This is a genomic window from Roseomonas sp. AR75 (assembly GCF_005222815.1).
Lineage (GTDB): Bacteria > Pseudomonadota > Alphaproteobacteria > Acetobacterales > Acetobacteraceae > Falsiroseomonas.
The window spans coordinates 158,171-176,567 of record NZ_STGB01000006.1 but is presented as its reverse complement, the minus strand read 5'-3'; the positions used below and the strand labels follow the sequence as shown (position 1 = coordinate 176,567).

The following is an 18,397-nucleotide window of genomic DNA, read 5'->3' as shown; positions in this document are numbered from 1 at the left end:
GCCGCCCGCGCGGCCGCGCACGTTAACTGCGCAACGGAATCGTCCGCTCCAGCCGGCAGGCAACCCCCTCGCCTTCCGCGAAGGGCGTGGCCGCGGCAGGGGTGACGACGAAGAGCACGCCGGCCGCGGTCTCCACCTCGTATTCCCGTGTCTGCCCCAGGAACGCCGCGCGCTGGATACGGCCGGGCAGGCCGGCCTCGCCGCCCGGCAGCAGGGTGATCGATTCCGGGCGCACGGCCAGCTCCGCCCGCCCGGCGGGATGGTCGCGCATCCGCGTCTCCAGGGCGACACCGCCGATGGCGATCCGGCCGGGACCCAGCACCTCGCCCGCCACCACATTCGCCTCGCCCATGAAATCGGCGATGAAGGCGTCGGCGGGATCCTCGTACAGCTCCGTCGGCGTGCCCATCTGCGCGATCCGGCCGTTGCGCATCACGCAAACCAGGTCGGAGACCGCCAGCGCCTCCTGCTGGTCGTGCGTGACATAGACCACGGAGAGGCCGAGGCGCTTCTGCAGGTCGCGGATATCCTCCCGCACGCGGCGGCGCAGGCGGGCGTCGAGATTGGACAGCGGCTCGTCGAACAGAAGCACCTTCGGCCGCAGCACCAGCGCGCGCGCGACGGCCACGCGCTGCTGCTGCCCGCCCGAGAGCTCCGAGGGCAGACGTTCGCCAAGGCCCTCCAGCCCCAGCGTCTTCAGCATCGCCTGCGCATCGGCCTCGGCCGCCGCCTTGCGCGCGCCGTTCACCACCAGGCCGTAGGCTACGTTCTCCAGCACGTTCATGTGCGGGAACAGCGCGTAGGATTGGAACACCATGGCGATGCGGCGTTCCGCGGCGGCAAGGCGGGTGACGTCACGGCCCTCGATGGTGATGGTGCCCTCGGTCGGCAGTTCCAGGCCGGCGACCAGGCGCAGCGTGGTGGTCTTGCCGCAGCCGGATGGGCCCAGCAGCGTCACCAGCGCGCCCTGCGGGAAGGAGAAGCTTACCGCATCCACGGCGCGGACGGTGCCGAAGGCCTTGGTGACGCGATCGAAGACGATGGCGGTGTCTGACATCTAGGCTCCCGCCCGGACGGGCGCTGTCGCGGGCGCGGCGCGCGCCGCGCTGGTGCCGGCGCGCCGGCCGATCTGGGCGCGGCCCACCACCTTCTCGATGCCCAGCACCACGGCCAGCATGATGACGATCAGCACGGTGGAATAGGCGATGGCCAACGCCATCTCGCCGGCTTCGACGCGGCCGACGATGTAGACCGTGGCCAGGTTGTGCCGCGCGGAGACGAGGAAGATCACCGCGGACACCGCCGTCATCGCATGCACGAAGCTGAAGGCGAGCGCGGTGATGATGGCAGGCCGCATCAGCGGCAGCACGACGCGGCGCAGCGTGTCCAGCGCGCCCGCGCCCATGGTGGCGCTCGCCTCGTCCAGTGACTTGTCGATCTGCGCCAGGGCCGCGATGCCGCCGCGCACGCCGACCGGCAGGTTCCGGAAGACGAAGCACAGGATCAGGATCAGCGCCGTGCCGGTGAGTTCGATCGGCGGCACGTTGAACGCCATCACATAGGACACGCCGACCACGGTGCCGGGAATGGCGAAGGACAGCATGGTCATGAATTCCAGCAGGCGCCGCCCGCGGAAATCCTGCCGCGCGATCAGCCAGGCCAGCAGCACGCCGAGCCCCGCCGTGATCGGCGCGGCAATGGCGGCGACCTCCACGGTGGTGATCAGGCTGTCCCAGGCGGCGCCGCGCAGCGCCGGCCCACCCTGCCATTCCACCTCGAAGGCAGTGACCAGGTGGCGCCAGGTGAAGCTCATGTCGCCGCGGCCGATGTCGTGCACGAAGCCGCCGACCAGGATGATGCCGTAGACCAGCGCGGTGAACACCATCCACGGCCACACAACGAGGGAGGCGCCGAGCTTCAGCCCCCTGGGCAGCGGCGCGGGGAGGCCGGAATCGCCCTTGCCCGTGACGGTCGTGTAGCGCCGCCTGCCGAGCCAGAGCGCCTGCAGCGCGAAGGCGCCGAAGGTCAGCGCCAGCAGCAGCAGCGCCAGCGCCGCGGCGCGGCCGGGATCGTGGCGCGCGCCGGCGATGGCGAAGAAGATCCGCGTGGAGAGCACGTCGAAATCACCGCCCAGCACAAGCGGGTTGCCGAAATCCGCCAGCGACTCGACGAAGCCGAGCAGGAAGGCGGCGGCCAGCGCGGGCTTCAGCAGCGGCCAGGTGACGGTGCGGAAGATGGTGAAGCGCCGCGCACCCATGGTGGCGGAGGCTTCCTCGAGGCTCGGCGAGATCGCGCGCAGCGCCCCGTCCAGCAGCAGGAAGCCGATCGGCGCCTGCGCCAGCACCTGCGCCAGCAGCACGCCGGGCAGGCCGTAGATCCAGCGGCTGCGCGGGATATCGAACCAGTCCCACAGGAAGGTGGTGACGATGCCGGTGCGGCCGAACAGCACGATCAGCGCCATCGCCACAACGAAGGGCGGCGTGATCAGCGGCAGGATCGTCATGGCGCGGAACACCGGCGCGGCGCGCACGCCGCCGCGCACCGCAAGCAGCGCGAAGAACAGGCCGATGGCGGTGGAGAGCGTGGCCGTCAGGGTTGCCAGCAGCAGCGTGTTCCACACCACGCCGCAGCCTTCGTGGGTGGCGAGGCACGCCAGGCTCCAGGCTTCCGGCGCGGCAAGCCGCGCGGCCAGCACGTCGGGGGCGAAGCGCTCGCCGTCATAGATGGCGGCGGTGAGGATGGTGGTCAGCGGTGCGAAGACGAACAGGAACAGCAGCAGCGCGCTGCCCGCCACCAGGAAGGCGATGAAGGCGTCCGCGCGGAAGGCGCCCCGCGCCGCGATGCCGGCGGAGAACAGGCCGGCGGCGGCGACCAGGACGAACAGCGCGCCCCAGCCCAGCGCGGGCTGCGGCGGCGGCGCGCCGAGCAGCGGCGCGAGCCACGGCCATTCGAGGCCGCGCAGCCCGATCGCCTCGCCCATCAGGAATACCCAGGCGAGGATGCCGGCCCCGGCAAGCGTGAGCGTGCCGCCCGGCGCCCGGCCACGCAGCACCGGCAGCGCGGCCAGCGCCAGCAGTGCAAGCACCGGCCACAGCCACCAGCGCGCCCCGCCGAGCAGCAGGGCCGGCAGCGGCGCTGCGGCCCCGCCCGGCCAGGCCGTGGCCTCCGAGAGGCCGCCTTCGAGGCCGTGCCAAGGCAGCAAGAGCCCCAGCGCGGCGCAGAGCAGCGCAAGGCGGGCCAGGCTCAGCGCGCCCAAGGCGTGGCCCCCCTCAGCGGCGCAGGATCAGCGGGCGCCGGCACGCACCTCGCGTTCCCACCGCGTCAGCAGGGCGGTGCGCGTCTCCGCATTGCCCCAACGCGCGAAGTCGTAGTCGATCAGGCGGATGTTCTCGAAGCGCGGCGCCTGCGGCGGGATGGGCGCGTTGCGGTTGGACGGCAGCTGGTAGGCCTTGGCCTGCTCGGCCAGCGCCTGCGCCTCCGCGGTCAGCGCCCAGTCGTAGAAGCGCCGCGCCTGTTCCATGTTGCGGGCGCCGCGGATGATGGACATGGAGCCGATCTCGTAGCCGGTGCCCTCGCAGGGCGCGACGAGTTCCACGGGCGCGCCGTTCACCTTCTGCGTCACCGCATCATGCAGGAAGGTGATGCCGACCAGCGTCTCGCCCGTGGCGGCGGCACGCGCCGGCGCCGCGCCGGAACGGGTGTACTGGTTGATGTTGCGATGCAGGGCGCGAAGATAGGTGAAGGCCGGGTCCTCGCCCATGATCTGCACCAGCGTCGCCAGCATGGTGTAGGCCGTGCCCGAGGTATTGGGATCGGCCATCTGCACCTCGCCGCGGAACTCCGGCTTGATCAGGTCGGCCCAGCAGCGCGGCGCGGCGATGCGGCGGCGGTTCAGCTCCGGCACGTTGTAGGAATAGCCGAGCGCGCCGGCGTAGATGCCGACGGTGCGGAAGCCGGTCTGCTCCGCCTGGCGCACCGCCCAGTCATGCAGCTGCGACAGCATGGGGGATCGATATTCGACCGTCAGGTTCTCCTGCGCGGCCTGCATGTGCGGATCGCCGGTGCCGCCCCACCACACGTCGCCGCGCGGGTTCTGCGCCTCGGCGCGGATCTGCGTCATCGTCTCGCCGGAGCTGCGGCGCGTCATGGATACGCGAATACCGGTGGCGCGCTCGAAGGCGGCCATCATCGGGCGGCACCATTCCTCCTGCACCGAGCAGTAGACGGTGAGCTGGCCCTGGGCGCTGGCGGCGCCGGGCAGCAGCGCGGCGAGCGCGCCGGCGAGCATGGCGCCGAAAAGGCGGCGGGGTGCCTTCATCGTTCTTTCCTCCCTGATCATCGCACGATCTCAGTCCTGCATCAGCGCTGCAAGACGCGGCCCGAGCGCCGGCGCCGCGAAGCAGATCGGGTTGCCGGCCTGGAGCCATTCTCCACTATCGAAGTCGTTCGTCCAGCAGCCGGCCTCGCGCGCGATGGCCAGCGCGCCGCAGGCGTCCCAGGCATTGATGTGCAGCTCGATATAGGCGTCCTGCCGGCCGATGGCGGCATCCACCAGGCCCAGCGTGCCGGAGCCGGAGGAGCGCACGCCGGCGCCGGAGGCCATCACGCGCCCCACCAGGGCGACGAAGGCCGCCGCCGGTCGGCGCAGCGACCAGCCGACCTCGACGATGGCGCGCCCGATATCCGACGTCGCGGCGGCGCGGATCGGCGCGCCGTTCAGCGTGGCGCCGCAGCCTTCGGCACCCAGGATCAGCTCGGCCGGCGCATGGCGCGCGATGGCGCCCAGCATCGCGCGCCCATCCAGCGCCATGCCGATGGAGACGCACCAGCGATGCGCATCGCGCGCGAAATTCGCCGTGCCGTCGATCGGGTCGAGGATCCAGAGCGGGCCGTCCTTCGGCACTGTGCCGCCACCTTCCTCGCCGAGCACCGGCTCGCCGGGAAACAGGCGTTCGAGCTGCTGGCGGATGAAATGCTCGGTGGCGCCATCGGCTTCCGTCAGGAAATCCTGCGCGCCCTTCATCGTCGTCTCGGCCATGCCGTTCGCGCGCATGCGCGCGGCAAGGTCGGCTGCCTGCTGCGCGACGGGCGCGATCGCATCCAGGCGGCGCGCGAGTTCAGCCGGCGTCATTCATAGGCACCCATCACGTTCTGGTCGAAGTCGATCAGCGCGCCGGTCATCATCGCCGCGGCGTCCGACAGCAGGTAGGTGGCGAGGCCCGCCAGGTCGCCAGGGCGGATCAGCCGGCCGAAGGGCTGCGCCGGTTCCGCGCGCTGCAGCCAGTCGGCGGGGTTGCCGTCCTTCTGCTGGATCGCGTGCTCGCCGGGCGTGTCGGCCCAGCCGAGGTTTATGCCGTTCACGCGGATGCGCAGCGGCCGCAACCCGAGCGCGGTGTTCTTCGTCAGCGTCGCGAGCGCGCCTTTGGACGCGGCGTAGCCGGTGAGGAAGGGCTGGCCGCCATGGCTCGACATGGTGATGACGTTGACGATGGCGCCGGGCCTGCCGGCTGCCTTCAGGCGCCGCGCCATGGCCTGCGTCAGCAGGAAGGGCGCGCGGGCGTTGATGGCGAACAGCCGGTCCCAGAGGTCGAGGGACGTGTCGAGGATGGTGCCGCGATCCGTCAGCCCCGCCGCGTTGACCAGCCCGTCCACCAGGCCGAGCGCGGCTTCCGCCTGCGCGACGATGCCAGCCGTCGCCGCGGCATCCGCGAGATCAGCCGCGACGAAATGCGCGCGCGCGCCGAGTGCCTGCAGCTTCGCCACCACGGCCGCGCCGCGTGCCGCGTTGCGCCCGGTGATGCAGACGCCCGCCGCGCCGGCCTCGGCCGCGGCCAGTGCGCAGCCCTCGCCGATACCCTGCGTGCCGCCGGTGACCAGGATGGTGCGGCCATCCAGCCGCACCTTCGGCAGCATGCTCATCCCAGCTTCACCGGGGCGCCGCTGCGCAGCGATTCGAAGGCGGCGTCGGCCAGCACCAGCGCCTGCCGGCCATCCTCGGCGCCGACCGGCATCGGCGTCTTGTTCGTCAAGGCATCGAGGAAGGCGTCGAGTTCGATCCGATAGGCGTCGGCATAGCGTTCCAGGAAGAAGTGCAGCGGCTTGTCGGCGGAGACGGCGTTGCCATCGGCCAGTTCCACCGTGGTTGCGGTGCGGTTGCCCGCGATCAGCCGCCCGCCGCTGCCGAACACCTCGACGCGCTGGTCGTAGCCGTAGCTGGCGCGGCGGCTGTTGTTGATGTGGGCCATGCGGCCGGACGCCGTCTTCAGCAGCACCATCGCACTGTCGATATCGCCGGCCGCGCCGATCGCGGGGTCCACGAGGTTGGCGCCGTGGGCAAAGACTTCGACCGGCTCCTCGCCCAGCATCCAGCGCGCCATGTCGAAATCGTGGATCGTCATGTCGCGGAACAGCCCGCCGGAGACCTTGATGTAGGAGACGGGCGGCGGGCCGGGGTCGCGGCTGGTGATGACCACCTGCTCCACCGTGCCGATGGCGCCGGCGCCGATGCGCCGGTGCAGTTCGGCGAAGGACGGATCGAAGCGGCGGTTGAAGCCGACCAGCATCGGCACGCCGGCCCTCTTCACCTCCGCCAGGCAGGCATCCACGCGCGCCAGGGAGAGATCGATCGGCTTCTCGCAGAAGATCGCCTTGCCGGCCCGCGCCGCGGCGATCACCAGGTCCGCATGCGTGTCGGTGGAGGAGGCGATGATGACCGCGCCGACCTCGGGGTCCGCAAGGGCGGCCTCGGTTGTGCTGACGGCGGCGCCGTACCTGCCGGCCAGCGCCTCTGCCGCGGGCCGATGGACGTCCACCACGTGCTTCAGCCGCGCGCGGCCGGAGGCTGCGAGGTTGGCGGCATGGATGGCGCCGATCCTGCCGGCGCCGAACTGTGCGAAGTGCAGCATCGTGTGTACTGGGGCGCTTTCTGGGCGTTTTCCGGGTTGGGCCGCTTGCGGCCACTGTCATCAAACCGTAACACAGAAGACGCGCCGGACAACTCCCCCGGCGAGGAGGATTCATGGCCAGCCTACGCCTCACCGCGGCCGAGGCAACGGTCCGTTTCCTGGCGGCACAGCAGACCGAGATCGGCGGCCGGACCCTGCCCCTGTTCGGCGGCATCTGGGCGATCTTCGGGCATGGGAACGTGGCCGGGCTGGGGCCCGCGCTGCACGCGCATCGGCGTGTCCTGCCCACCTTCCGCGCGCATAACGAGCAGGCGATGGCGCATGCCGCCATCGCCTATGCCAAGACCCATGCGCGGCGGCGGATGATGGCCTGCACGACCTCCATCGGGCCGGGCGCGACCAACATGGTCACCGCCGCGGCGCTGGCGCATGTGAACCGCCTGCCGGTGCTGCTGCTGCCCAGCGATATCTTCGCGAGTCGTCGCCCTGACCCGGTGCTGCAACAGGTCGAGGATTTCGGCGACGCGACCGTGTCCGCGAACGACTGCTTCCGGCCGGTGTCGCGCTATTTCGACCGCATCATGCGGCCGGAACAGTTGCTGGTGGCGCTGCCGGCCGCGCTCCGCGTGCTGACCGATCCCGCGGAGTGCGGGCCGGTCACGCTGGCCTTTCCCCAGGACGTGCAGACGGAGGCATTCGACGTCCCGTCCGACTTCTTCCGAAAGCGCCTCTGGCGCCCACGCGCACCGGAGCCGGACGCGAACGAACTGCGCGGTGCGGTTGCGGCGCTGAAGGCGGCGAAGCGTCCGCTGATCATCGCCGGCGGCGGCGTGAAATACAGCGGTGCGGAGGAAACGCTCGCAAACTTCGCACGGCGCCACGGCGTGCCGGTGACGGAGACGCAGGCGGGCAAGGGCAGCCTGGCCTGGGATGCTCCGGGCAATCTCGGCGCGATCGGCGTGACGGGCACGGCGGCGGCGAATGCGCTGGCGGCGCAAGCCGACCTCGTACTGGCCGTCGGCACGCGGCTGCAGGATTTTTCGACCGGCTCGCGCGCGCTGTTTCCCAAGGCGCGACTGCTCGGGCTGAACGTCGTGGCCTTCGATGCGTACAAGCACGGCGCCCAGCCGCTGGTGGCGGATGCGGCGCGTGGCCTGGCGGCGCTCTCCGCCGCGCTCGGCCGCTGGGGGGCGCCGCAGCCCTGGCGGGAAAAGGCGACCGTCGCCGTTGCGCGCTGGCAGCGCGTGGTGGATCGCGTCACCGCCGCGCCGAAGCCCAAGGCCAACGCGCTGCCCAGCGATGCGCAGGTGCTGGGCGCGGTGAACCGCGCCATGCCGAAGCGTGGCATCGTGCTCTGCGCCGCGGGCGGCCTGCCGGGCGAGTTGCACAAGCTGTGGCGCGCCACGGATGCCGCCAGCTACCACCTGGAATACGGCTATTCCTGCATGGGCTACGAGATCGCCGGCGGGCTCGGCGCGAAGCTCGCGGCGCCGGATCGCGAGGTGGTGGTGCTGGTCGGCGATGGCAGCTACCTCATGATGAACAGCGAGATCGCGACCTCCGTCGCGGTCGGCGCGAAGCTCACCATCGTGGTGCTGGACAATCGCGGCTTCGGCTGCATCAACCGCCTGCAGCGCGGCACCGGCGGCGATCCCTTCAACAACCTGCTGCCCGATGCCGCGCCCTTCGTGGATTTCGCCGCGCATGCCGCCGCGCTGGGCGCGGAAGCGCAGAAGGTGGACGGCATCGCCGGCCTCGAAGCGGCCTTGCCCGCAGCGCTGGCTGCGAAGCGGACCCAGGTGATCGTGATCGACACGGACCCGCAGACCGGCACCGCGGAAGGCGGCGCCTGGTGGGAGGTGCCGGTCACCGCCGCCCCTGCGACGCCGGCGCAGAAGGAAGCGCGCCAGGACTACGAGACCAACCGCAAGCGCCAGGGCGCAGGAGCGTGAGCATGGCAATCCGCCTCGGGATTAACCCGCTCACCTGGACCAATGACGACATGCCGGAGCTCGGCGCGGAGACGCCGCTCGAGACCTGCCTGGCGGAAGGCAGACAAGCCGGCTTCGAAGGCTTCGAGCTCGGCAACAAGTTCCCGCGCGAAGCCGCGCAACTCGGGCCCATCCTGCAGCGGCACGGGCTGGCGCTGGTCTCCGGCTGGTACGGCTCGCGCCTGCTGGAACGCGATGTGGACGCCGAGATGGTGGAGGCGGAGCCGCACATCGCGCTGCTGACGGCGCTCGGCTGCACCGTGATGGTGCATGCGGAAGTCTCGCGCGCCATTCATGGCGAACGCACCACGCCCTTGTCGCGGCGCCCGGTGCTGTCGGAAGACGACTGGCAGGTGCTGACACCGCGCATGGAGGAATTCGGCAGGCGGCTGAAGGCGCGCGGACTGCACCTCGCCTATCACCACCACATGGGCACCGTCATCGAAAGCCAGGCGGATGTGGACCGGCTGATGGCCAGCACCGGGCCGGATGTGGGTCTGCTGCTCGACACCGGCCACCTGACCTTTGCCGGTGGCGACCCCGTGCGAGCCGCGAAGCAGCACGCCGCACGCGTGGTGCATGTGCACTGCAAGGACATCCGCGCGGATGTGATGCGGGACGTGAAGGCGCGCGACCTGCCCTTCCTCGCCGCCGTGCTGGAAGGCGTCTTCACCGTCCCCGGCGATGGCTGCGTGGACTACGACGCCGTGCTGAAGCCGCTCGCTGCCGCGGGCTATGCCGGCTGGCTGGTGGTGGAGGCCGAGCAGGACCCCGCCAAGGCGCACCCCCTCACCTATGCGCGCATGGGCCATGACAACCTGGCCCGCTTCGCGCGTTCTGCCTTCGGATGACATGACGGAGGCACGCAGGCGATGAGCGAGCTGCGCCTGCTTGTCCAGCTCGCCGGCGAGGCGGCGCTGCTGCTCTGGGGCCTGCACATGGTGCAGTCCGGCGTGGAGCGCGCCTTCGGCGGGCGGCTGCAGGCGATGCTCGGCATGGCGCTCGGCCGGCCCTGGCGGGCAATGCTGGCAGGGCTCGGCGTGACCGCGGCGCTGCAGAGCAGCACGGCGACCGCGCTGATGATCGCGGGCTTTGCCTCCACCGGCGCCGTGGCGCTGGTGCCGGCCCTGGCCGCGATGCTCGGCGCCAATGTCGGCACGGCGCTGATCGTGCAGCTGCTGTCCTTCGACATCGGCTGGCTCTCGCCCTTGCTGATCCTGGTCGGCGTCATCGCCTTCCGGAAGAGCAGCCGCGCACAATGGCGCGATCTCGGCCGCGTGGGCATCGGGCTCGGGCTGATGCTGCTGGCGCTGCACATGCTGGTGCAGACGCTGGCGCCGGTCGAGGCCTCGCCCACGCTCGGCCGCGTGCTGGCGGCACTGGCCGACGAGGCGCTGCCGAACCTGCTGCTAGCGGCCGTGATCGCCTGGGCGGCGCATTCCTCCATCGCGGGCGTGCTGTTCGTCGCGACGCTGGCCGGCGGTGGCGTGCTGACGGCGCCGGCCGCGGTCGCGATGGTGGTCGGCGCCAATCTCGGCAGCGCGATCAACCCGCTGCTGCAATCCGGCGGCCGCGCCGGCGACCGCGCGCGCCTGCGGCTGCCGCTGGGCAACCTGGTCAACCGGGTGCTGGGCTGCGTGCTGGTGCTGGCCTTCCTGCCGCAGGTGACGGGCTGGCTGGAAGCGCTGGACGATTCGCCGGTGCGGCTGGTGGCGAATGCGCATCTCGCCTTCAACCTGGCGATGAGCCTTCTCGCCTTTCCGATGCTGCGCCCGCTCGCCTGGGCGCTGCGGCGCCTGCTTCCCGACAATCCCGCCCTGGACGAGGCCGCGCCGCGCTACCTCGATGCGCATGCGACCGACCTGCCCGCGGTCGCCATGGCGAATGCGCAGCGGGAGGTTCTGCGCATCGCCGATGTCCTGGAGCGCATGCTGGACGCCTCTGCCCGCGCCTTCGGCACGGAGGATCGCGACTCCGCGAAGACACTCGCCGAGATGGACGACGTGGTCGACCGGCTGCACCGCGCAGTGCTGGCCTATCTGGCGGCGATCCCAATCGAACGCCTGGCGGAGGAGGATGGGCGGCGCCTGAACGAGATCCAGGCCTTCGCCATCGCGCTGGAACACGCCGCCGACGTGCTGAGCCGCGACGTCGCACGCCACGCCACCAAGCGCATGCGGCGCGGCGTGACGCTGGCGGAAGGCGACCGGCACGACCTCGACGCGCTGCACGAGGCGCTGCGCGAGCAGCTTCGCATGGCCGTCGCGGTGTTCATGGTGGAGGATGCCGCCGCCGCGCGCCGCCTCGTCCAGTCAAAGGAGGAGCTGCGCGCGACCGAACGCGCGGCGGCCCGCCGCGCCGCCCGCGCAGCCCCGCTGCCGCTGGGCGAGCCCGGCGCGACGCCGGGCTTCGTGCTGGATGCCATCCGCGACCTGCGGCGCGTCGGCGGGCACATCGCGGCGGTGGCGCATCCGCTGCTGGAGCGGCGCGGCGAATTGCTGTCGAGTCGCCTTGCGCCGACCGGGAAGGGCTGAGTTTCAGTCCGCCCAGTACAGCCGCGTCGGATTGTCCACCAGCACCTTCTGGCGCAGCGCCTCGTCGGCGATCGCCTCGGCCAGCAGGTCCACCAGGTCGCCGTCGTTCGGCATGTCGCCGGAAATGTTCGGGTGCGGCCAGTCCGTGCCCCACAGCAGACGGTCCGGCGCATCGCCGGCCAGCGTGCGGATGAAGGGCAGCGCATCGCGGAACGGCGCGCCGGTGGAGCTGATGCGCTCCGCGCCGCAGATCTTCACCCAGGCCAGCGGGTTCTGCATCAGCGTGCGCAGCTGCGCGAAGGCCGGCTGATCCACGCCGTCCTTCGCCTTCACGCGCGCCATATGGTCGATGACGAAGGGGATGCGGATCGCGGAGATCACCGGCGCGAGCGGCACGATGTCCTGCGCGTCCAGGTGCAGCACCACATGCCAGCCCATCGGCTCCACCTGCGCCAGCACGCGCTGGAAGAACGCCATGTCCGGCATGCCGCCGAGATGCTTGACGAAGTTGAAGCGCACGCCGCGGATGCCGCCCGCATGCAGCCGCGCGAGTTCGGCATCGGTGACGCCGGGATCCACCACCGCCACGCCGCGCATCGTGCCGCCGGAGCGCGCGATGCCGTCCAGCGTCACCGTCATGTCGCTGCCGTGGCAGGAGGCATGCACGATCACGGCGCGGGAGATGCCGAGGATGCGGTGCAGCCGCACCAGGTTCTCGTAGCCGTTGTCGGGCGGCGTGTAGGCGCGGTCGGGCGCGTAGGGAAACACGTCGCCCGGGCCGAAGATGTGGCAATGCGTATCGCAGGCGCCTGGCGGCGGCCGGTAGCGCGGCGTCTTCGTATCCGGGTCCGGCCCCTTGCAGGTCGGTATCTGGCGCGTGTTGCTCATCCCTGCTGCGCGATCCCCGCCTTCTGAATCACCTCGGCCCAGCGCGCCGTGTCGGCCGCGAGCAGGGCGCCCATCTGCGCCGGCGTTCCCCCGCGCGGCTCCACGCCCACCGCGGTCAGCGCGTTGCGCAGCTCGGGCTTGACCAGCGCCTCGTTCACCGCGCGGTTGATCGCGGTGATCGCCTCGGCCGGCGTTCCGGCGCGCGCGACCAGCGCATTCCAGGAGGAGACATCGTAGTCCGGCACGCCCTGCTGCTGCAGCGTGGGCACGTTCGGCAAATTCGCCGCCCGCTCGGCCGAGGTCACGCCCAGCACGCGGATCGCGCCGGACTGGATCTGGCCGAAGATCGGGCCGGTGATCTCGAAGGCGGCGTCCACGTCGCCGCGCAGCAGCGCAGTGACGAGCTGCGGCGTCTGCGGGAACACCACCGTCTCCGCCTGGGTCCCGGTGCGGATCTTGAACAGCTCCGCCGAGAGGTTCTGGGTGCTGCCGCGGGTGATGGTGCCGATGTTCAGCTTGCCCGGCTCCGCCTTCATGCGGGCGACGAGGTCCGCCACGTCCTTGATCGGCGAATCCGGCTTCACGACGATCGCGATGGGGAAGGCGCCCATGATCACGATCGGCGCCAGGTCCTTCGGCGGATCGAGCGGCATGTTGCGGAACAGGCTGGCGCTGATCGCGGTGCCGTTGCTGGCCACCATCAGCGTGTGGCCATCCGCCGGCGCCTGCATCAGCGCCTGCGCGGCGACGATGCCGCCGGCGCCCGGCCGGTTCTCCACCACCACGGGTTGGCCGAGGATCGGCTGGATGTTCTGCGCGACGGCGCGCGCCGTCAGGTCCGCGACGCCGCCGGTGCCGAAGGGCACGATGATGCGGATCGGGCGGTTGAAGGTCTGCGCACGCGCGGCAACGGGCAGCGTGAGCGCCGCGGCGAGAGTCGCGCGGCGGGTGATGCGGGACATGGTGTTCTTCCTCCCTGCTGAATGAAATACGACTTCAGCCGATCCCGGGCGGCAGCCCGGCCCAGGCGTCTTCCAAGGTCAGCCTGCGCGGCAGCAGGCCCTGCTCGGCGCAGTATTCGATGGCCAGCGCAATGGCCGGCCGCAGAGCACCGCGGCCCTGCGGCAGCGACGTACCCGCCGTGGCGCTGCACAGCATGCGCGCGACCTCCGCCACGATCGCCGGATGCTGCTCGGCGATGTCCTGCCGCACGCAGACCAGGTGGTTCACCGGCACGAAGCCGTGCTGCGCCTGGAAGGCGGCGCCCGCCGCGGCGACATCGGGGAAGACGGTGCGCAGGGCCGGGTCGCTCGGCGTGTCGTTGCCGAAGATGGCGGCGTCGAGCTCGCCCGCCTTCAGCATCGAAAGCAGGTCCGATCCCTTCGGCGCGCGCTGCACGAAGGGTGGGTCGCTGTATTCGGCGACATGCGCGTCCTCGAAGGTGACCCAGCGCACGGAGTCCGACGCGACGCCGTGCCGTTCCGCCAGCACGCCGCGCAGCCACAGGCCCGTGGTCTGGCTGTAGGCACGCACGCCGACGCGCTTGCCCGCCAGGTCTTCCGGCCGCTGCACGGGCCCATCCTTGCGGCAGAGCAGCGCACCCTCCTGAAAGCGGGCGGCGAGCGTGACGGGCAGCAGAACCAGCGGCTTGCCCCAGGCCTTCGCCATCAGGAAGGTGGCGATCGCCATCTCGCTGACGTCGTAGCGCGCTTCCCGAACCATCGGCGCGAAGGCGCGGCTCGGCACCGGCAGGTCCACGCAGTCCAGCTTGACGGTCGGCGAGGCAATGGCGCCCGACAGGATCGCCTCGGTGTGCGGATAGCGGCCGATGGCGGCGCGCAGCGTCACGGGATCAGGCATCGTGGTCCTCGTAGCGCAGTCCCTTCTTCGCAAGCGCATCCCGCATGCCGTAGATGTCGAGGCCGAGCTCACCGGCCTTGAGGCGCGCGCGCGTCGCATTCTCCTTCGCCTCGCGCGCGGCGCTGGCCTTCAGCACCGCCTCGGCCTCGCCGCGCTTCACTACCACCACGCCGTCATCGTCGCCGATGACGAGGTCGCCGGGATGCACGGACTGCCCGGCGATCACGACCGGCACATTCACGCTGCCGAGCGTCTCCTTCACCGTGCCCTGGGCGGAGACCGCCTTGGACCAGACCGGGAAGTTCATGTCGTGCAGCGCCGCGACGTCGCGGCAGCCGGCCTCGATCACCAGGCCGACGACGCCGCGGGCGGCCAGCGAGCAGGCCAGAAGCTCGCCGAAATAGCCGGCGTCCGAGGGCGAGGTCGGCGCGACCACCAGGATGTCGCCTTCGCGGCACTGCTCCACCGCGACATGGATCATCCAGTTGTCGGCTGGCGGGATGGAAACGGTCACCGCCGTGCCGATGGCGCGTGCGCGCGGATAGATCGGGCGCATGTGCGATTGCAGCAGGCCCTTGCGGCCCTGCGCCTCATGGATCGTGGCGACGCCATAGGGCGCGAACTGCGCCGCGAGCTCCGGCGCCACGCGGGGCGGGTTGCGCCTGACGACACTCATGCGCCGACCTCGCGGAAGAAGGTCTCGACGATCGCGTTGAACTCCGCCGCGCGCTCGAAATGGCCGGAGTGGCCAGCGCGGCGCAGCGTCACGGCACGCGCGCCCGGCACGGCCGCGGCCATGGCAGCGCCCGAATAGGGCAGCACCACATCCTCCTCGCTCGGCAGGAACAGAACCGGCGTCTGCGCCGCGGCAAAGCTCGCCGGTGCGCGATTGCGGCCGGCATGAAGCTTCGCGCGCACCGCTTCCCGGTCGAAGCCCTGGCTCAGACCGTAGATGTGGTTGTAGAGGTGGTGCAGCGCCGGCTGCTCCTCCGCCATGCGCGCGCCTGCGGCGGGGTTGATGCCGCGCGCCACCAGCTCCGCCCGCGCCGCCGCCGCGTCATGCGTTGGCGCGCCGCCCGGCGCCTGGCGCGGATCGAGCGAGCCGATCGTGGCCCCCAGCACCAGCGCCTTCACGCGGCCCGGGCGCAGCAGTGCGTATTCCACGCCGGTCCAGCCGCCCATGGACTGGCAGACGATGCGGATGTCGCCGAGGTCCAGCGCATCCACCAGCGCCGCCAGGTCACCCGCGTATTCGGCAGGATCGGGACCTCCCGCGGGCGCGACGGACGGAAAGAAGCCGCGATGCGAGAAGGCCACGCAGGTGTGGCGCGGCGCGAAATGCGCCACCTGCTGCCACCAGGACATCAGGTTGCCGCCCAGGCCATGCGCGAAGACGATGGCCGGGCCTTCGCCCGTGACCTCATAGGCGATGCGCGCGCCATCGGGCCTGTCCACGAAGCCGGCGCGGCGCGGAGGTACCCGGAAGCTCACGCCAGCGTCTCCACCACATGCGGGAACACCGCCTGGTAGCCCTCGCCATAGGTGATCTTCTTCTCGGAGTTGCGCGCCGCCTGCGCGCCGCGCTGCAGGGCGACGCGAGTGTAGTACTCCCACAGATGCTCCTGGCCTTCCATGCACTCGATGGCCGCGCGCTTCTTCTCCCATGCGCTGTCGATGCCCAGCAGCACATCCGGCTTCCAGTCGCACTGCTCGGGCTGGTGCGGCTCGAACAGGAAGACCGGCGGCGCGCCCAACACCTTCTGGTGCGGGTTGTGGCCATGCGCCTGCGCGGTGATGCGCGCGTTCTGCGCCCAGGCGGTCACCGCGGGATGGTCGTGGTTGTAGATGTCCTTCTCCGAATGGGTCAGCATGAACTTCGGGTGGATCGCGCGGAACACGTCCACCAGGCGGAAGAAGGCTTCGCTGGTCAGGTTGATGGGATAGTCGCCGAGGTCCCAGAACTGGATGTCGTGCACGCCCAGCACCTGCGCCGCGCGCTTCGCCTCCGCCTCGCGTCCCTGCTTCACGCGATCCATCCTCATGCCGGGCTGACGCCAGAGCTTCGCGCTCTCGCCACGCTCGCCGTAGCTCAGGCAGATCACGGTGACCTCGTAGCCCTTCGCGGCGTGCAGCGCGATGGCGCCGCCGGCGCGCCAGACGAAATCGGCGGAATGCGCGCTGACGACGAGTGCAGTGTTCGCGGGCATCTTCATCTACCTCTTGCTGTCGGGCAGCGGCGGCGTGCCGTGCGTATGGAAACTCTCGATGGTCTTCAGGCCCCAGGCCTGGCCCTTCTTCCGCTCGGTCTCGGTCCAGGTGATGGTCTTCCAGTCCGGCGCGAGGATCAGCCGCGCGCCGGCATGCGCGACCTCCACGCGGTTGCCGCCGGGCTCCCACACATACAGGAAGAAGGTCTGCTGCACGGCGTGCTTGTGCGGCCCGGTCTCGATGAAGACGCCGGCCTCGAGGAAGGCGTCGGCGGCTTGCAGGATCGCCTCGCGGCTGTCGAGCGCGAAGGTGACGTGGTGGAAGCGGCCGGGCACGCCATGCGCTTCCTTGGTGAAGGCGAGGTCGTAGGATTTGTTGTTGGAGGCCAGCCACATCCCGGCTTCCTCCCCGCTGTCGAGCTCGATGCGCTCCGTGCAGCGCAGGCCGAGGGTGCGCTGGAGGAATTCGCGGCAGGCGCGGACATCCACGGCCAGGCAATTGAAGTGATCGAGCCGACGGACATTCACGCCGCGCGCGGGATAGCGTTCCGCCTGGTTCTTCAGCGCGGGGCGGCGATCCGCCGGCGCTTCGTACCACGCCGTTTCCCAATAGAGCTCGAAGACATGGCCGTCCGGATCGCGGAAACGGAAGCTCTCGCCATGGCCGAAGCTGTCGTCGTGGCGCGTCGCCTCGCAGCCATCGGCGCGCAACGCGGCGAGGCGACGTTCCAGCGCCTGCGCGCTGCGGGTGCGGAAGGCGGCGTGGCCGAGGCCGGAGGTGTGCGAGGCGGTGAGCTGCAACGAATAGCGCTCGTAATCGTCCCAGCCGCGCAGGAAGACGCTGTCGCCCTTCTCGCCGCTGACCGTCATGCCCATGACGTCGCGGAAGAAGCGCAGGCTTTCCTCCGGCTTCGGCGTCAGCAGCTCGACATGCCCGAGATGGGCGATGTCCCAGACAGGCTCCTCGCCCTGCATGCCGCGCTCCTCCATCCTGTCGCGCTACCTAGGCCGGGCACGCTGCCGAGTCTTATCGCTTCTTGCCGGCTTGGTATCACTGTTCGGCATATCGGCAAGCCCGCGGGCGGAAATCTCCGCGAGGTGGTCGCGCAGGCAGGCAAGGAAGGCGGCGGCCGCAGGGGACGGCGCCGCATCCGGCGGAAGGATCAGCCCCGCGGGCCGCGCCGGCGCCGGGATCGGCAACGGCACCACGCGCAGCGTGCCGCGCAGCAGGTCGCCGGCCATCATCAGCCGCGGCATGACCGAGAGGCTGTCGCTGGCCAGCAGCATCTCCCGGATGAAACCGTAGGAGGAGGAGCGGAGCGGCGCCGCCGGCAGCAGGCCGAGCAGCGACAGAAGCTGCTCGATCTCCTGCCCGACGCGCTGCGTCACGGTGGGCAGCACCAGGTCGTGGCGGGCGAGCGCATCCTTGGTCACGGGGCTGCCGCCGGCCAGGATCGGATGGTCGGCGCGCGCCAGAATGGAAATCGGCTCCTCCCACAGCGCCTCGCGCAGGAAGCCGTCGGGGACCGGCGGCGCGTAGAGGCGGCCAACGACCAGCTCCACCTCGCGCGCCGCGAGCAACGCGAGCAGTTCCTCCGTGCGGCCCTGCTGCAATCGCACCTGGATGGCGGGATGGCGCTGCTTCAGCCGGATCAGCGCACCGGGCAGCACGCCCACCGCGGCCACGGGCAGCACGCCGATGGCGACGCTGCCGCCCTCCGCGCTGCCGACTGCGTCCAGCTCGTCGTCCGCGCGGCGGAGCTCGGCCAGCACCCGGCGCGCCAGGCGCACGACGACCATCCCCCCCTCGGTCGGGCGCACGCCGCGCGGATGGCGATCGAACAGCCGCGTGCCGACGATCTCCTCCAGCTCCTGCAGGCTGCGCGTCAGCGCGGGCTGGCCGAGGCCGAGCGCGGAGGCGGCCTTCAGCAGGCTGCCATGCGCTTCCAGCGCGTCCGCGACGCGCAGCAGCGGCAGCTTCAGCCGCTGGTCGAGATACCGGCGGGGCATTC

17 protein-coding genes are annotated in these 18,397 nt (G+C 71.1%); 3 read left to right on the top strand and 14 right to left on the bottom strand.

What is annotated here, in order from left to right; translation table 11 throughout:
* Positions 1-22: 22 nt before the first annotated feature.
* From E4T13_RS25425 to iolG, 6 genes are read right to left on the bottom strand one after another with little or no spacing between them, the layout of a single operon-like run.
* On the bottom strand, positions 23-1,057 hold the full coding sequence (locus E4T13_RS25425; protein ID WP_137181162.1) for an ABC transporter ATP-binding protein: 1,035 nt from the start codon (positions 1,055-1,057) through the stop codon (positions 23-25).
* Positions 1,058-3,256 (bottom strand): iron ABC transporter permease, encoded by a 2,199-nt coding sequence (locus E4T13_RS25420; RefSeq protein WP_137181161.1) that lies wholly within the window; start codon positions 3,254-3,256, stop codon positions 1,058-1,060.
* Positions 3,257-3,283: 27 nt separating this feature from the next.
* Complete coding sequence (locus tag E4T13_RS25415) at positions 3,284-4,318, bottom strand: ABC transporter substrate-binding protein (RefSeq protein WP_137181160.1); 1,035 nt, start codon at positions 4,316-4,318, stop codon at positions 3,284-3,286.
* Positions 4,319-4,348: 30 nt separating this feature from the next.
* On the bottom strand, positions 4,349-5,131 hold the full coding sequence (locus E4T13_RS25410) for an inositol monophosphatase (protein WP_137181159.1): 783 nt from the start codon (positions 5,129-5,131) through the stop codon (positions 4,349-4,351).
* Complete coding sequence (locus E4T13_RS25405) at positions 5,128-5,919, bottom strand: SDR family oxidoreductase (protein ID WP_137181158.1); 792 nt, start codon at positions 5,917-5,919, stop codon at positions 5,128-5,130. The genes E4T13_RS25410 and E4T13_RS25405 overlap by 4 nt, the downstream gene beginning before the upstream one ends.
* Positions 5,916-6,905, bottom strand: a complete 990-nt coding sequence (gene iolG, locus E4T13_RS25400; protein ID WP_137181157.1) for an inositol 2-dehydrogenase — start codon at positions 6,903-6,905, stop codon at positions 5,916-5,918. The genes E4T13_RS25405 and iolG overlap by 4 nt, the downstream gene beginning before the upstream one ends.
* A 113-nt stretch (positions 6,906-7,018) precedes the next feature.
* Between iolG and iolD the strand changes: the two genes are divergently transcribed.
* Genes iolD through E4T13_RS25385 form a run of 3 tightly spaced genes read left to right on the top strand, consistent with a single transcriptional unit; the run spans position 7,019 to position 11,430 of the window.
* Positions 7,019-8,857: a 3D-(3,5/4)-trihydroxycyclohexane-1,2-dione acylhydrolase (decyclizing) gene (gene iolD / locus E4T13_RS25395; RefSeq protein ID WP_137181156.1), complete on the top strand. Its 1,839-nt coding sequence runs from the start codon at positions 7,019-7,021 to the stop codon at positions 8,855-8,857.
* A 2-nt stretch (positions 8,858-8,859) separates the two neighbouring features.
* Positions 8,860-9,747: a myo-inosose-2 dehydratase gene (iolE, locus tag E4T13_RS25390; RefSeq protein ID WP_137181155.1), complete on the top strand. Its 888-nt coding sequence runs from the start codon at positions 8,860-8,862 to the stop codon at positions 9,745-9,747.
* Between the two features lie 21 nt (positions 9,748-9,768).
* Complete coding sequence (locus tag E4T13_RS25385; RefSeq protein ID WP_137181154.1) at positions 9,769-11,430, top strand: Na/Pi cotransporter family protein; 1,662 nt, start codon at positions 9,769-9,771, stop codon at positions 11,428-11,430.
* A 3-nt stretch (positions 11,431-11,433) separates the two neighbouring features.
* Here E4T13_RS25385 and E4T13_RS25380 read toward each other — a convergent pair whose 3' ends face one another.
* Genes E4T13_RS25380 through E4T13_RS25345 form a run of 8 tightly spaced genes read right to left on the bottom strand, consistent with a single transcriptional unit; the run spans position 11,434 to position 18,395 of the window.
* The gene (locus E4T13_RS25380) at positions 11,434-12,318 is read right to left on the bottom strand and encodes an amidohydrolase (protein WP_137181153.1); all 885 of its coding nucleotides are present in this window, start codon (positions 12,316-12,318) and stop codon (positions 11,434-11,436) included.
* Positions 12,315-13,280: a tripartite tricarboxylate transporter substrate binding protein gene (locus E4T13_RS25375; protein ID WP_137181152.1), complete on the bottom strand. Its 966-nt coding sequence runs from the start codon at positions 13,278-13,280 to the stop codon at positions 12,315-12,317. The genes E4T13_RS25380 and E4T13_RS25375 overlap by 4 nt, the downstream gene beginning before the upstream one ends.
* A 34-nt stretch (positions 13,281-13,314) precedes the next feature.
* On the bottom strand, positions 13,315-14,178 hold the full coding sequence (locus tag E4T13_RS25370) for an ABC transporter substrate-binding protein (RefSeq protein ID WP_137181151.1): 864 nt from the start codon (positions 14,176-14,178) through the stop codon (positions 13,315-13,317).
* Positions 14,171-14,854, bottom strand: a complete 684-nt coding sequence (locus tag E4T13_RS25365; protein ID WP_137181150.1) for a 4-carboxy-4-hydroxy-2-oxoadipate aldolase/oxaloacetate decarboxylase — start codon at positions 14,852-14,854, stop codon at positions 14,171-14,173. Before E4T13_RS25365 ends, E4T13_RS25370 begins: the two co-directional genes overlap by 8 nt.
* The gene (locus E4T13_RS25360; protein WP_137181149.1) at positions 14,851-15,669 is read right to left on the bottom strand and encodes an alpha/beta fold hydrolase; all 819 of its coding nucleotides are present in this window, start codon (positions 15,667-15,669) and stop codon (positions 14,851-14,853) included. Before E4T13_RS25360 ends, E4T13_RS25365 begins: the two co-directional genes overlap by 4 nt.
* Positions 15,666-16,391: a PIG-L deacetylase family protein gene (locus tag E4T13_RS25355; RefSeq protein ID WP_206030307.1), complete on the bottom strand. Its 726-nt coding sequence runs from the start codon at positions 16,389-16,391 to the stop codon at positions 15,666-15,668. The genes E4T13_RS25360 and E4T13_RS25355 overlap by 4 nt, the downstream gene beginning before the upstream one ends.
* Positions 16,392-17,360, bottom strand: a complete 969-nt coding sequence (locus E4T13_RS25350; protein ID WP_137181148.1) for a catechol 2,3-dioxygenase — start codon at positions 17,358-17,360, stop codon at positions 16,392-16,394.
* 24 nt (positions 17,361-17,384) lie between these two features.
* On the bottom strand, positions 17,385-18,395 hold the full coding sequence (locus tag E4T13_RS25345) for a LysR family transcriptional regulator (protein WP_137181147.1): 1,011 nt from the start codon (positions 18,393-18,395) through the stop codon (positions 17,385-17,387).
* Positions 18,396-18,397: the final 2 nt, after the last annotated feature.